The organism is Pleionea sediminis, assembly GCF_007570825.1.
Classification (GTDB): Bacteria; Pseudomonadota; Gammaproteobacteria; order Enterobacterales; family Kangiellaceae; genus Pleionea; species Pleionea sediminis.
Genome location: NZ_SUNB01000001.1, coordinates 1,240,352 through 1,253,368, shown reverse-complemented (window position 1 = coordinate 1,253,368; position 13,017 = coordinate 1,240,352). Strand labels below are relative to the sequence as shown.

12 protein-coding genes are annotated in these 13,017 nt (G+C 38.1%); 9 read left to right on the top strand and 3 right to left on the bottom strand.

What is annotated here, in order from left to right:
* Together FAX86_RS05015 and FAX86_RS05010 are read left to right on the top strand one after the other, a co-directional pair.
* Positions 1-333, top strand: coding sequence for a hypothetical protein (locus FAX86_RS05015; RefSeq protein ID WP_144392244.1), 333 nt, complete (start codon positions 1-3; stop codon positions 331-333).
* Between the two features lie 243 nt (positions 334-576).
* Positions 577-2,763 carry a hybrid sensor histidine kinase/response regulator gene (locus tag FAX86_RS05010; RefSeq protein WP_144392243.1) on the top strand — a complete coding sequence of 729 codons (2,187 nt, stop codon included), beginning with the start codon at positions 577-579 and terminating at the stop codon, positions 2,761-2,763.
* Here the strand turns inward: FAX86_RS05010 and FAX86_RS05005 are convergent.
* Positions 2,760-3,953 (bottom strand): class I SAM-dependent rRNA methyltransferase, encoded by a 1,194-nt coding sequence (locus tag FAX86_RS05005; RefSeq protein ID WP_144392242.1) that lies wholly within the window; start codon positions 3,951-3,953, stop codon positions 2,760-2,762. The genes FAX86_RS05010 and FAX86_RS05005 overlap by 4 nt on opposite strands.
* A gap of 66 nt (positions 3,954-4,019) precedes the next feature.
* On the opposite strand from FAX86_RS05005, the gene FAX86_RS05000 reads away from it, so the two are divergent.
* The 3 genes from FAX86_RS05000 to FAX86_RS04990 all read left to right on the top strand — a co-directional run bounded on the left by FAX86_RS05000 (position 4,020) and on the right by FAX86_RS04990 (position 6,003).
* The gene (locus FAX86_RS05000; RefSeq protein WP_144392241.1) at positions 4,020-4,526 is read left to right on the top strand and encodes a glycine cleavage system transcriptional repressor; all 507 of its coding nucleotides are present in this window, start codon (positions 4,020-4,022) and stop codon (positions 4,524-4,526) included.
* A 63-nt stretch (positions 4,527-4,589) separates the two neighbouring features.
* Positions 4,590-5,207, top strand: coding sequence for a DUF502 domain-containing protein (locus FAX86_RS04995; protein WP_144392240.1), 618 nt, complete (start codon positions 4,590-4,592; stop codon positions 5,205-5,207).
* Between the two features lie 139 nt (positions 5,208-5,346).
* Positions 5,347-6,003 (top strand): hypothetical protein, encoded by a 657-nt coding sequence (locus tag FAX86_RS04990; protein WP_164503464.1) that lies wholly within the window; start codon positions 5,347-5,349, stop codon positions 6,001-6,003.
* 42 nt (positions 6,004-6,045) lie between these two features.
* On the opposite strand, the gene FAX86_RS04985 is transcribed toward FAX86_RS04990, so the two are convergent.
* Both FAX86_RS04985 and FAX86_RS04980 read right to left on the bottom strand, forming a co-directional pair.
* Entirely contained in the window at positions 6,046-6,759 is a 714-nt protein-coding gene (locus FAX86_RS04985; protein WP_144392238.1) for an OmpA/MotB family protein, read from the bottom strand.
* Between the two features lie 2 nt (positions 6,760-6,761).
* Entirely contained in the window at positions 6,762-7,637 is an 876-nt protein-coding gene (locus tag FAX86_RS04980; protein ID WP_144392237.1) for a motility protein A, read from the bottom strand.
* Between the two features lie 236 nt (positions 7,638-7,873).
* On the opposite strand from FAX86_RS04980, the gene FAX86_RS04975 reads away from it, so the two are divergent.
* The 4 genes from FAX86_RS04975 to FAX86_RS04960 all read left to right on the top strand — a co-directional run bounded on the left by FAX86_RS04975 (position 7,874) and on the right by FAX86_RS04960 (position 12,995).
* Entirely contained in the window at positions 7,874-9,175 is a 1,302-nt protein-coding gene (locus FAX86_RS04975) for an MATE family efflux transporter (protein WP_144392236.1), read from the top strand.
* A 29-nt stretch (positions 9,176-9,204) separates the two neighbouring features.
* Positions 9,205-10,020 carry an ion transporter gene (locus FAX86_RS04970; protein ID WP_144392235.1) on the top strand — a complete coding sequence of 272 codons (816 nt, stop codon included), beginning with the start codon at positions 9,205-9,207 and terminating at the stop codon, positions 10,018-10,020.
* A gap of 157 nt (positions 10,021-10,177) precedes the next feature.
* On the top strand, positions 10,178-11,590 hold the full coding sequence (locus tag FAX86_RS04965) for an alpha/beta hydrolase (RefSeq protein WP_144392234.1): 1,413 nt from the start codon (positions 10,178-10,180) through the stop codon (positions 11,588-11,590).
* 43 nt (positions 11,591-11,633) lie between these two features.
* On the top strand, positions 11,634-12,995 hold the full coding sequence (locus FAX86_RS04960) for a metallophosphoesterase (RefSeq protein WP_144392233.1): 1,362 nt from the start codon (positions 11,634-11,636) through the stop codon (positions 12,993-12,995).
* Positions 12,996-13,017 lie beyond the last annotated feature (22 nt).

The window sequence follows — 13,017 nt, the reverse complement described above, 5'->3', positions numbered from 1 at the left end:
TTGAAAGCCGTCGTTTTGGAAAAAGTTGTCTTTGTGATTCTACTGATTGCTGCAACCGTGATTTCTTATTTTTGGGGGCAGCAAGTTGGACAAGAGAGAGCAGGAAAGCTCTACCAAGAGCAGACAACTATTCATACTGTTGAACAGCTTGGGCAAGATATTCAAAGTTATACTCTAATTAACCTAGAAAAATTAGAAGAGCTGAAAGCTTTATTGAAAAGTCGAATTCTCTCGAATAAAACCGCTTTAGAGTCTCAAGTTGCTGATCAAGAAAGCAAAAATAAACTTGTCTCAGATGCGGTGTTTACGGCTAATTCTGTTCTAAAACATTAGGCTCTTGTTCGTCCCTGATGTGTTTCAAACTCCTCTACTTTAAACTCACTTATACCGATATCGATAAGATTAGCTTATAAGCAAGCGAATCGATAATTCTCTACTATTATTAAGAGAGTAGAATTCAGGTTCGTTAAGATAGTGCCATATATTTTTTGCTTAATTCTTATAATCTTGTCGCCTAACCTTTTGGCAGCTAGTTTTGAGCTGAAAGAGTCCCGAGAGTATTCTGTTGGTCAATCTATGGAATGGATGACTTTGGATAAAGAAGTATTTATCGATGAGGTAATCTATAAAACTCAAGACTGGAAATCTTTGCCTGATAACAATACTACATTTGGCTCGGTTGCAAAGGTTCATTGGTTTCGTTTAAAACTTAAAAACTCCTCTCCTAATACGGATTGGCTATTTTCTTTTGACAATAACACACTACAAAATATTGATGTTTGGCTGGTTAGTAGTAGCGGCAGGACTCAACAATGGAAATTGGGCGGCAATTTTTCAACAGAAGTGGGCAGAACATTCTGGTTACCTACTTTAAATCGACGATTAGTTATTCTTGAAAATCAAACAGTCGAACTTTATTTTAAGATTGATCAAAAAGCAATTCTTGATGTTGCCTCCAAAATTTCTCCATTAAAGGAAGCTTTGAATGACAATATAAAAGATCTAGCTTTGGATGCATTTTATTTTGGCTTGCTTTCAATACTTGCATTATACCATTTATTATTATTTATCGGCTCTCGCCAATCATTTTATCTATTTTATTCAGTATTCACATTATCAATTATTCTTCTGTTAGCGTTTGTTCAAGGTTATTTGTATTTTGTATTTGATAATTATTTTTTCTTAACTTTTCCAATCGGCCAAAGTTCATTAGCAATTCTGTCGATCGCGAGTTTATGGTTCTTAGTTTCATTTTTTAGTTTGCACGTGAAATTAAAATGGATAAAACCTGTGAACATAGCTTTTTCTGGCGTTGCATTGCTATTAGTTTTATCCAGACTGATTATACGTCCTGATATCTTTATTAATTTATCATTAATATTTATGTTCTGCTGTAGCATTTGGGTTTTGTATTTGATTGTGACTTTAGCATTTAAGATGAAGCTAAAGTTAGCGATGTACTTTTTTATTGGTTGGTCTGGTTGGATTCTTTGGGCTATTTACATCATTCTAGGTGCATTACAGGTCTATTCATTTTCACTGGCTGAAAACTGGTTTGGCTTTAAGTTAACCATTCTATTTCAGTTTTTATTTTTTGCTTGGTTAATCTCACTTCGAATACAGGATCTTAGAAGGCAGGCAGAGTTTGCTGAAGCAAGAGATGTGGCAAAAAGCCAATTACTGGCTCGTGTTAGTCATGAGCTGCGTACACCCCTCAATGGAGTTATTGGCATAACAAAAATGCTGGAAAATGAGCGTATATCAAAAGAAGGGAAAAAGTTACTTAAAGTTTTGAATAGTAGTAGTGAGTCGTTAATTAGTATAGTGAATGACTTGCTAGAAGTATCACGACTTAATCAAAACAAGATAGAATTAAATTACGAAAACATAGAAGCACGCCCCTTCTTTGAGTCGATTTGGGGATTGTTTGAGTTTCAAATTAAAAGTAAAGAGATAAAGCCCGAGCTAATTTTGGATGAGTCGCTACCACGATATATTAAAGTCGACTCCGAACGCTTAAAACAAATTTTGATAAATTTAATTGGAAACAGTTACAAGTTTACGGATAAAGGCTCGATAAAATTTCAGGTTGCGTTTAACGATATGAAATTAGAGTGTCAGATTTCGGACACTGGAAGAGGAATTAAGTCGGAAGATATTAATAAAGTATTTGAGCCGTTTGAGCAAATCATTAATGAAAGTGAGGAAGTAAAGTCTGGTACTGGACTAGGGCTTTATATAACAAAAGAACTTATTCGTCGCATGAGTGGCGAGATTAGTGTTGAGTCAAAGCTGCGAGAGGGCACAACATTTAAAATCTCGATACCATGTGAAGAAGTAGAAAGCTTCGAAAATATTATATCGCCTAACCCGGTGATGGGACGAAAGCTTTCCATTTTAGTTGCAGAAGATAATCCTGTGAACTTTTTAGTGATTAAAAATTTATTGGAAAAGCTGGGGCATGATTTAGTGCATTCGAAAAATGGAGAAGAAGCTTTTAATTGGTATAAAAGTCATTATAGTGAATGTGATATCATTTTAATGGATTGTGAAATGCCTATAATGAGTGGATATCAAGCGGCAGAAGAGATAAGACGATATGAACTCGAAAACTGCATGACTCGTATTCCCATTGTCGCTGTCACAGCTCATGTCTATGATGAACACTTTGAGAAAATCAAACTTGCCGGTATGGACCGACAAGTCAATAAGCCACTGAAGGAAGCGGAAGTTAAACAAGTTTTAGTCGAGTTAACCTCTTAAGCTGTTAATACTCGAGCAATAACGCCTTTAATATATTCAGTTTCAGGAATTGATGGGTGAATTGGATGATCTTGTCCTTGGTGACAATGCTCAAGCAGTTGAACTGTTTTATCTAAGTGGCGACCAGCTCCCCTGACACAGTCTTGTAATTCATTCGACTTCAAATGCATTGAACATGAAGCTGATAGTAAGATGCCGTCTTTTTCCAATAATCTTATTGCTGCTTCATTAACTTTACGATAAGCGCTTAATCCTGCTTTATGGTCTTTTTTCTTTTTGATAAAGGCAGGTGGATCGACGATAACAATATCAAATTTTTCACCTTGTTGCTTTAATTCTTTCATTGCTGTGTGAGCATCGCCTTCAACTAAAGTTATTTTATCATCAACTTTATTTAATACTGCATTTTGCTCTTGTTCATCTAGGGCTTTTGCTGAAATATCAATTGACCATAGTTCACTGGCACCGTGTGAAAGCATTTGCAAACCAAAAGCGCCAATATAGCTGAATACATCAAGAACTCGCTTGCCTTCGCAGTACTTGGCTATTTGCTGTCGACTTACTCGATGATCATAAAACCACCCTGTTTTTTGTCCGGTGTGCGGCTTGATGAGAAACTGAGTATTATTTTCAGTAATTAAGACTTCGTCGGGAGTTAATCCTTCTGCTTGCTCTATTTCAGGGGAGAGCGCTTCTGCTTTTCTTGCATTCGAATCATTTCGCAGCAAAATGGAGCTTGGTTTATAAACTTTGCTGAGCGCCTCCACAATATCATCTTTTATTGCTTCCATACCTGCGGTAGTAATTTGTACTACCAAATGTTCTCCAAACCGATCGACAATAAGTCCGGGCAATCCGTCACTTTCGCCATAACAAGCCCTATAAAATGGTTGTTTGAATAATCGTTCTCGGATGGACTGAGCTATTTTAAGACGATGAACAAATAATGATTTGTCTATCGGTCGTTTGTAATCGCGGTTAAGGATGCGTGCGCAAAGTAAGTTGTTTGGATTGATATAGCCAACTCCCAATGGCTTTCCCTGAGAGGATTCAATAATAATTTGTTGGCCTACGTTAAATTGCTTGAGCGGTGTCGCTTGGATATCAACTTCATTGCTGTATATCCACAGGTGTCCACTTTTAATTCGCTTTTCTTCGTTCTTTTTTAGCTGGAGTTTAGCTAAGCTCATAAGGTAGGCTCTTACTATTAAAATATATCTTCTTCATATTGTAACAACGAATAAAGGATGTAAGCCATGAAAATGAAGTTACTGATTTCAGTGTTTGGGAAAGATCGCCCTGGACTTGTAAAGCGAATTTCAGATTCTGTACGAACTCAGGGTGGTAATTGGCTAGAAAGTCGGCTTTCCCATTTAGGAGGCAAGTTTTCTGGTCTCGTTTTAGCTGAGTTTGAACAAAGCAATGTTGAGCAGGCTAAAAGTGAACTTTTGCAGTTGAGCGATGACCAATTGGATGTTTTGGTCGAAGCGTCTGTAGAACCATTAGATGGTGAGTTAGTAAAAGTTCAGTTAGTTGGAAACGATAAAACGGGAATTGTTTATGAAATAGCTGATGCGCTCAATCAATTGAATGCCAATGTTGAGAAAATGGACAGTCAAATTGAGCCTGCTCCCATGTCTGGAGGGGAACTATTTAAAGCAAAGCTGCTCGTGAAGCTACCTTCTGGGTTAAATTTTTCCGATGTTAAAGAAAAACTAGAATCTTTAGCGGACGATTTAATGGTTGACCTGATCATCGATTAATAAATTTTGTGCGAAAATAAGTATTGGCTAATAGTTTGAATATTTGTGGGGCGAGTTCTTCTGATGGAGAAAATTAATTCATTTGTCCGAAAATCTTTGATAGGCGGCATGTTGGTTGTATTGCCTATCGCTATATTTTTTATTGTTTTTCGATGGTTGTTTTTTCTTGTAACAGACCTGATCCAACCGCTAACAGATTGGCTTGTTCCACGACTGCAGTTGCCTGAGTTGGTGGCCGACGGTATTGTTGTTGTTTTACTGGTACTGGCATGTTTTCTAATAGGCACACTTGTCTCTACAGGCATTGGAAAGTGGCTTCATCTTAGATTTGATGGCTATTTGACTCGGCTGGCGCCAGGGTATCGAATCATTAAAGAAATCATCGGGCAATTTATGGGAGACCCTGAGTCTTCGCCATTTTCGAAAGGCGAGGTTGTTCGAGTTAGACTCTTTGGCGCGCAATCACCAACAACTGTTACCGCGATAACAACATCTCGTAATAGTGATGGTACGATGACTATTTTTATGCCGACCGGCCCGAATCCGACCTCTGGCAACATTTACCATGTGCCCGAAGAACTAGTGGAGGTCATTCACGGAGCGACAGTAGAATCAATGATGCGATCGATTATTGCCTGTGGCGCCGGTTCAGATAAACTTTTTCAATCAAAAGCAGGTTAAATATTGAACAAAATCACAACTAATGTGGTCAAAATGATGTAGAATAACTAAAGAGTTCGAAAGAGTATCCGTTTTATTCTCTAACGAGATGAAATTAAACGGATTTTTCCATTCCCGATTGCATAAAGTCATTAGTCTTATGGTTGAAGATATCGTTTTAGAGAGCCCCGATCGTGCGGCATCTCAGTTATTACCTCCGGTTGATAAAGCTCGTCACGTGAATTATGAGTACGAGGTCAAGCCTAAGTTTTCACCAAATCAGTACTGTTATCGCATTTTTAACAATGCATTTTTGGAGATTGAGAAACGAGATAAGCATGGAAAGAAGATCGCTCAAACGGCGTTTCACCTCGGACTACTTGAACCAAAACCGAAGAAATCCAGAAGCACAGCCTGGTTTATGTTCATCGGGGCCATTTTAACGGCTGTTGCTGCTATGACGATGGGGCTTTATTTAAATGATTTGGTATTGGCAGCAGGCACAGGTGCATTTAGCTTGATGCTATTTATTGTTCATTATTGTTCTTATCGTGAAATATCTTTTTTCTACTCTCGATCTGGTAAAGCTCCGTTGGTCGCCTTGAGCCATCGCTGCGGTTGTAAGAAAAGCTTGCGCAAATTTGTTGAGCATTTGAAACGCGGCATCGAGAAAAACACGCTTCCCGCCTCCTCTCAGTATTTTGCCGAAGAAACCAGATGGCACCGAACGCTAAAAGATGAAGGCTGGATATCAAACGAAGACTATCAAAAAGCACGCAATCGAATTATGAAACAATTTAACCGGCGTGTTCGATAAGTTTATCGGGATTTTATTTTTAAGGATGAATTAAAAGTTTTTCTATTCTGTATCGGGCATTTGTAATAACAAAGCGACTCGTCTGTTTTTTTGCCTTCCTTCTTCAGTCTCGTTACTGGCTAAAGGCTTTGTATCAGCATAACTAATAGCACGCAATTTGTTCTGCTTCATTCCTTGTGACACTAAGAATTTAACGACACTGCTAGCCCGAGATGCACCGAGTTCCCAGTTAGAGGGAAAACGGCTTGTATCAATAGGCACATTGTCAGTGTGACCTTCAACCAGAATTGTGCCTGCAGACAATTGAAAAACTGGAAGTAAATTTGAAAGCACTTGCTCTCCCTCGGGCTTTAAAGTGGCCTTACCTGAATCGAATAGCATTTTATCTTCAATTTGGATAGCAATGTAGTCGTCATCCAGTGTCAGTGCAATATCGTCACGTAATTCGATCGAGTCCAATACTTGATGAACGCGTTCTTGCCAATGCTCTAAAACGATTGAGCTCCGTCCTTCTTGTTCCAATTGACGCAATGGTTCAATTTTTTCTTGTAATTGATCGATTTTTTTCGCTTGAGCTTCCACTTGATTGAGAGAAGTCGTTAAGTCGTAAGATGACAAAGACAATAAAACAATAAACATCATTGTCAGCAAAATAAAAACATCAAGATAAGGGAGTAACCAGCCATCTTCTCCATGATGGTGCTTTGACTGTGTTAAAAGTCGCTCAATCGGATGTAGATTTTCGCTATTTTTCATCTTTAAGAAAGATCTTTAGGTTCAATACGATGTCGCATTTCTCTATCAGAGTTACGCACAACCCTATCAGAACGTAGTGACGGGTCATCTAATTCCTCTAAATCAACCGGATCATGTAATTCGTCTTCATGTTGGGCAATGAATGAATCCAGTGTCGCTCGAATAAATGAAGGTGTTCTACGTTGGCTCATCAAGGTAATTCCTTCCATAACCATCGTCATTAACATGACTCGCTTTTCAGTTCTGCGCTCTAGTTTTGTAGCAATAGGTTTAAAAATAAGATTGGCTGCCAGCAGGCCATAAAATGTGGTTACTAATGCGATTGCCAGGTTAAATCCAATTTCTGTGAAGTCCCGATTGTCCATAATACTTAACATATTAATCAGGCCAATTAATGTCCCAAGCATGCCAAAGGCAGGAGCAAAACTTGCCATCGACATAAACATTTGTGCCTCGGCTTGTTCTTGTGCTCTAAGCCTGGTAATTCGCCAGTGAAGCAGATCGATAATATCTTCCAATGGTGTTTTGTCGATAACTAGCTGAACGCCTGTTTTAAGAAATTTATTATCAATACTTTCAATTGCTCTTTCGATTCCACGAACATCATCACGAAACCACTGGCGCGCGAGTTGTTCGATCTCGACAATTTGTTCTTTCGCACTAACCTCATTGTCATAGAGAACCAGACGAATAAGTTTAAATATTCTGAAAAACTCTTTCCCTGGATAACTGACCATCGTCGCGGCTAATGTACCGCCTAAAACTATGATTATTCCTGGTACATTTAAAAATGACATAGGATCAATAGCACTAATTAGAACAACAAATGTAATAATCGCTACACCAATAATAATTCCTAGAATGGTCGAAAAATTCACATTATTTCCTGATATCGAGTTGGAGTTTTTCAGTTACCTACTTAATAAAAGTCAGTTACGATTAAAGCTTTTCGATTGATGCTATTGCTAGCATTTACCTCTTCTGTAACTGATATAAGTGTAGTCGATTGTGAGCAAGTCGGGATGATCTCGCATCATGGTATAATTGAAACTTTTGAAAGTATTGGATTAATTGAGTGTTCAGGAACTTATATTTACATTTGCAGAACAAATCGATGCACCGACAAACGTTCGCTCTCGCTATTCCTATGATTTTGTCAAATCTTACGGTTCCCATTACTGGCCTTGTAGATACGGCCGTTGTGGGTCATTTGGACCATGCACATTTTTTGGGAGCTACGGCAATAGGAAGCTTAATAATCACCATGATTATGTGGGCCATGGGATTCTTAAGAATGAGCACAACTGGCTTGACAGCTCAGGCTAATGGCTCGTCCGATGGATATGCGATACGACAATCATTGTTTAATGCAGTATTACTGGCATTGGCAATTTCACTCATTGTGTTAGTGCTAAGAGGAACTATCTGGCAGTTAGCCATGGCATTTATGGGAGCAAGTGACGCTGTCTATAGATTTGCAACTGAGTACTTCGACATAAGAATTTGGGCAATGCCAGCGTTATTACTTCGATATGTTTTTATCGGATGGCTTTTGGGCATGCAGAATGCGAAAGTGCCTCTATTTATCTTGTTCATTTCTAACCTGGTCAACATCGGTCTCGATATCCTTTTTGTTGTTTATTGGGATATGGGAGTTGCTGGTGCGGCCTGGGCTAGCTTGATTGCCGATTATAGTGGATTAGTTATTGGTGCACTGGCGGTCTATTGGGTATTAAAAAATATACCTCGAGAAAAGGAGAGCCGTCCTCTTTTTGAATCATCTGCATTTAAGCGTCTTTTAGGGTTAAATCGCGACATTTTTATTCGTACGCTAGCATTGGAATCGGTTTTCTATATTCAAACTTCGGTTGGCGCCAGTTTGGGCGACAATATACTGGCCGCTAATGCAGTATTGATGAACTTTGTTATGATAATGGCACATGGGTTGGATGGATTTGCTAATGCCGTTGAGGCTCTTGCAGGTAAAGCTTTTGGTAAAAAATATCACAAAGAATTTTGGGACGCTTTAGTAACTTCTGGATTTTGGTCTCTAATATGCAGTGGTTTCTTTGTCTTACTTTATTGGTTAATCGGCGAGTGGATGGTTAGGTTCATGACGGACATTCCTGAAGTGAGAAATGCGGCTTTCGTATATTTACCCTATCTGGTGTTTGTTCCGTTGATTGCCGTCTGGAGTTATTGGCTAGATGGTATTTTTGTTGGAATAACACGTACATCGGAAATGCGAAACAGTATGTTGATTGCCGTAATATTTGTTTTTATTCCAGCTATGTTTTCAGTAAAATTGTTTGGCAATCATGGTCTTTGGCTGGCTTTCTATTGCTTTATGTTAATGCGAGCATCCGGGCTTGTTTATTACTTGATTAAGCTCGAGAGAAAGCAATTGTTATGTTAGTTAGATTAGTGTTTATTTAAGGTTAAATAATGAAAGAGAAAATTCGGTCATTTGTCGAGCGGAATGGGTTTCAAAATTTTATTATCGCGGCCATTGTCATTAACGCCATTATTCTTGGTCTCGAAACCTCGTCAGTTGTTATGGCAAAAATCGGAGGTCTATTATTAACGTTAGACTCAATAATACTGGGAATTTTTGTGGTCGAGATAGTGCTTCGTTTATATGCTTATCGGTTGAAGTTCTTTAAAGATCCTTGGAGTTTATTCGATTTTACTATTGTAGTTATTTCGCTCATACCTGCCAGCGGTCCTTTTGCTATTTTACGAGCATTGAGAGTGCTTAGGGTTTTACGGCTGGTTTCTGTTGCTCCCAGTATGAGAGCCGTTGTGACTGCACTTATTCAATCTCTGCCCGGAATGGGGGCAATTGTTGCCTTATTAAGTTTAATTTTTTATGTCTCTGCAGTAATGGCAACAACATTATTTGGTGAAAACTTTCCTGAGTGGTTTGGCACTTTAGGTAAGAGTTTTTATACATTGTTTCAAATAATGACTCTTGAAAGTTGGTCTATGGGAATTGTAAGACCGGTAATGGAAACTCAGCCTCATGCTTGGATTTTCTTTGTACCATTCATTTTGATTGCGACTTTTACCATGCTTAATCTTTTTATTGCGGTTGTTGTTAATGCCATGCAGACTCGGCATGAAATGGATCAAGGTAAGTCTGATCGAGAAGCACTCGAAGAAGCACATGATGAAAGGAAAGTATTGTATGATGAAATATCAATTCTTCGAGAGGAAATGAGAATATTAACCACTCGTTTAGATCGTGAAAATAAAGAATAGTATCTTTGGGCTCGTATTTTTTATTTATCAAGGATTACGAGATCCTTCATCTCCAATTAAAATATAAAGTCGACGCTGCATTGAAATTCTTAAAAAATTCAGTCTTATTAGGAATTTTTTACTATCTTAGAGATTAAAGATTCGATGGAGCGCAAAAATGATAGTTCGTTACAGCTTGTTATTTATTTTATTTATGATTATGGGCTGCACATCCAAACCCTCACTGGACTCAGTAAAAAAGGAAGTTGCTGAGTACTTTAAAGCCCGAGGCAGTTGTTATGCATCACGATTAACAATGGATCCTCTTCAACATCAACCAGTATATAGTAATAATTCGAGTAGTTTGTCTTGTGAAGAAAAATCGCTCGATGAAATAACAAGTGCAGTAACACTTTTCTCGGATAACCGATGTACCAAGCCATTTAAGTTCAATCCAACGACAGTTAAAGAATTTTGTGATGAGCTAATGGCGGATGAAAGGGATTATTTGGGTAATGCGGCTTCTTGGTACTGGCGTGAAGATGAGTGGACATTACAACCTTCTTCAAGACTCGACTTTAATTTGATATCAACCAAAAATAACCTTCAGCCCTTTATGCTTCGAAAGCGATATAAAAACGTAGCAAGTTACGATGAATATGCGTCTTTTAATGAGCAAAAAAAATTAGTGCTTAGAGGGTTGGGTGAGTGTCAGTTAGAAATGAGAGTTTATAAAAATGATGTAAAAGCGACAGGCCTAAAATCATTAATAATTTATCATGGCGGTGGTTGGGCATTCCGAGGAACTGGAATCGCTGCAGTTGAAAGCGCAATATCACACTTTACAAAACGTGGGTATGTTGTGTATTTGCCATTTTATCGCTTGGCTGGTGAGCATGATGGTAACTATGAATGTAATGGAAGTTACTGGCGTGAAATTACTAGTGACGCATACGACGCTTATAGCTGGGTCAAAGATAACGCTAGTGAATATGGTTCGGATAGTGGGTCAATAGATTTATTGGGTGGTTCAGCAGGCGCATTTTTGGCAATTTGGCTTTCTGTATATCATCCTGAGTCTATCAACAAAGTTGGCGCCTTTTATGGGCCAACAGATTTTAAGTACTACGCCCAGCAAGCTAAGTTAAGCCCAGGTTTACTCAAGGGTGAAAAAATTATGCGTCGATTTTTAGATGAAGACGTACAAACCATTAGTGAAGAAAGTGAAGCTATTGTAAGTAACACATTGACTGAAATTGTTGTAAATGCTCCACGTAATTATCCCGAATATTTTTTATTGCATGGAGTTAGCGATACGCTAGTACCATCTGATCAGTCCGTTCGCTTTTGTAATGCCTTGTCTGGAAATATAGAACAAGGACCTGCCGAAAATTTTGGAGGCAATCCTGAAGAGGGTGAGTATCGTAAAATATACCATTGCTCCAATAGAAACCAGCTACATTTGTTTGCGGAAGCGGAACATACTTTTGACTTTTGTATTCAAGGTTTAGAGTGCAACGCTGGTTCTAAGCAAAGCCAGAAAGTTATACGAGAGTCTATGCAGCAATTATTCGATTGGTTCTCTTCATAAAATTAATACCCAAAAGCATTGGCTATGGTATTGAGGAGTAAGTATGTTTAGAAATACGCTGATTATTATTATCTTTTTTTTGTTATTTGGATGCAGAACTTTTCCTGATTACATTAGACTTGTTAGTCAACCTCCAACGATGGCTCCTTTATCAAAACCTCTCGCTATTGTTGATAGGAATAATATTTTCGCTAAAGTAGGTGACGATATTATCATCTCGGCACAAAAAAGCCGATCGTCAGATCTCTCCCTAATAAATTATTCATGGAAGGTTATTGAACGACCTAATGGGTCTGGTTCTGAATTGGCCAATAACGATCGCAGTGAAACTTCATTAAAAATAGATATGGCTGGTCAATACAAAATTGAATTAGAAGTTAAAAATAACTCTGGAGCTGATAGATCTTTTGTGCTTATTTCGACAAATCAAAATGATTTACCGACAATTAACTTTATTGCTCTTGGTGATTATGGAAAAGGAAATGATATTCAGTACGCTCTTGCTAAAACTATGGTGAATGTATGTCAACAAGAGTCATGTGACTTTGTAATTGGCCTCGGTGACAATATTTATCCCTTTGGAGTTGAGTCGACTAAAGATTCCTTATTTGAAAAAAAATTCGAAGAACCTTTTTCGGAGGTCGCTATACCATTTTATCAGGTGCTCGGTAATCATGATAATTCTGGTATTTTGAAAGAAGGAAGTGGTGCTTTAAACTATCGAGGTGATCTACAAATCGCTTATTCAAAACGAAAGAAAAAAAGCAGTTTTCAATTTCAACTACCAGCACGATATTATCATTTTGATACTCCGTTGGGTAATACAAAACACCCATTAATTCGATTTTATGCGCTAGATTCAACGGTTTTAACTTCTCCAGTTGGCGTTGAGAAAAGCTATCGAGCGAAAGATTACACAAGTCGACAACAGAGTTGGTTAAAGCAACGAATTAATCGTTCGAAAGCAATGTGGAACATTGCTTATGCACATCATCCTTACCGCTCTAATGGTGAACATGGTAATGCAGGTAATTATGAGGATTTAGATCTTGCTAAGAGTAACAGTCCTGATGGATTGCAACGCGCTTTAGGTGTTTGGTGGAAGGGTTTTATCGAAAATAATGTATGCAATAATGTTGATGTATTGCTTGCAGGTCACGAACATAACCTTCAATACTTAGAGAGTCCAAATAAATGCAAAAGTACTGAATTATTTGTCTCTGGATCTGGGTCAAATATTACTCCTTTAAAACAAAATGCAAATAATAACCTTAAGTGGTATGAAGACAAGAAGCCTGGTTTCTTCTTTTTTTCTATTAAGGGAAATACAGCACAAGTAACTTCATTCGTTGTTGAACCCGATGGTTCATATTCAGCTTCAAAAGTTACCGAGTTGAGAAAATAAAGACTGCATCCTTGCAGTCTTT

Excerpts from the sequence above, each read along its gene's own strand:
- FAX86_RS05010 (WP_144392243.1), top strand. The coding sequence starts at position 577 with ATGGAATGGATGACTTTGGATAAAGAAGTATTTATCGATGAGGTAATC.
- FAX86_RS05005 (WP_144392242.1), bottom strand. The coding sequence starts at position 3,953 with ATGAGCTTAGCTAAACTCCAGCTAAAAAAGAACGAAGAAAAGCGAATT.
- FAX86_RS05000 (WP_144392241.1), top strand. The coding sequence starts at position 4,020 with ATGAAAATGAAGTTACTGATTTCAGTGTTTGGGAAAGATCGCCCTGGA.
- FAX86_RS04995 (WP_144392240.1), top strand. The coding sequence starts at position 4,590 with ATGGAGAAAATTAATTCATTTGTCCGAAAATCTTTGATAGGCGGCATG.
- FAX86_RS04990 (WP_164503464.1), top strand. The coding sequence starts at position 5,347 with ATGGTTGAAGATATCGTTTTAGAGAGCCCCGATCGTGCGGCATCTCAG.
- FAX86_RS04985 (WP_144392238.1), bottom strand. The coding sequence starts at position 6,759 with ATGAAAAATAGCGAAAATCTACATCCGATTGAGCGACTTTTAACACAG.
- FAX86_RS04975 (WP_144392236.1), top strand. The coding sequence starts at position 7,874 with ATGCACCGACAAACGTTCGCTCTCGCTATTCCTATGATTTTGTCAAAT.
- FAX86_RS04970 (WP_144392235.1), top strand. The coding sequence starts at position 9,205 with ATGAAAGAGAAAATTCGGTCATTTGTCGAGCGGAATGGGTTTCAAAAT.
- FAX86_RS04965 (WP_144392234.1), top strand. The coding sequence starts at position 10,178 with ATGATAGTTCGTTACAGCTTGTTATTTATTTTATTTATGATTATGGGC.
- FAX86_RS04960 (WP_144392233.1), top strand. The coding sequence starts at position 11,634 with ATGTTTAGAAATACGCTGATTATTATTATCTTTTTTTTGTTATTTGGA.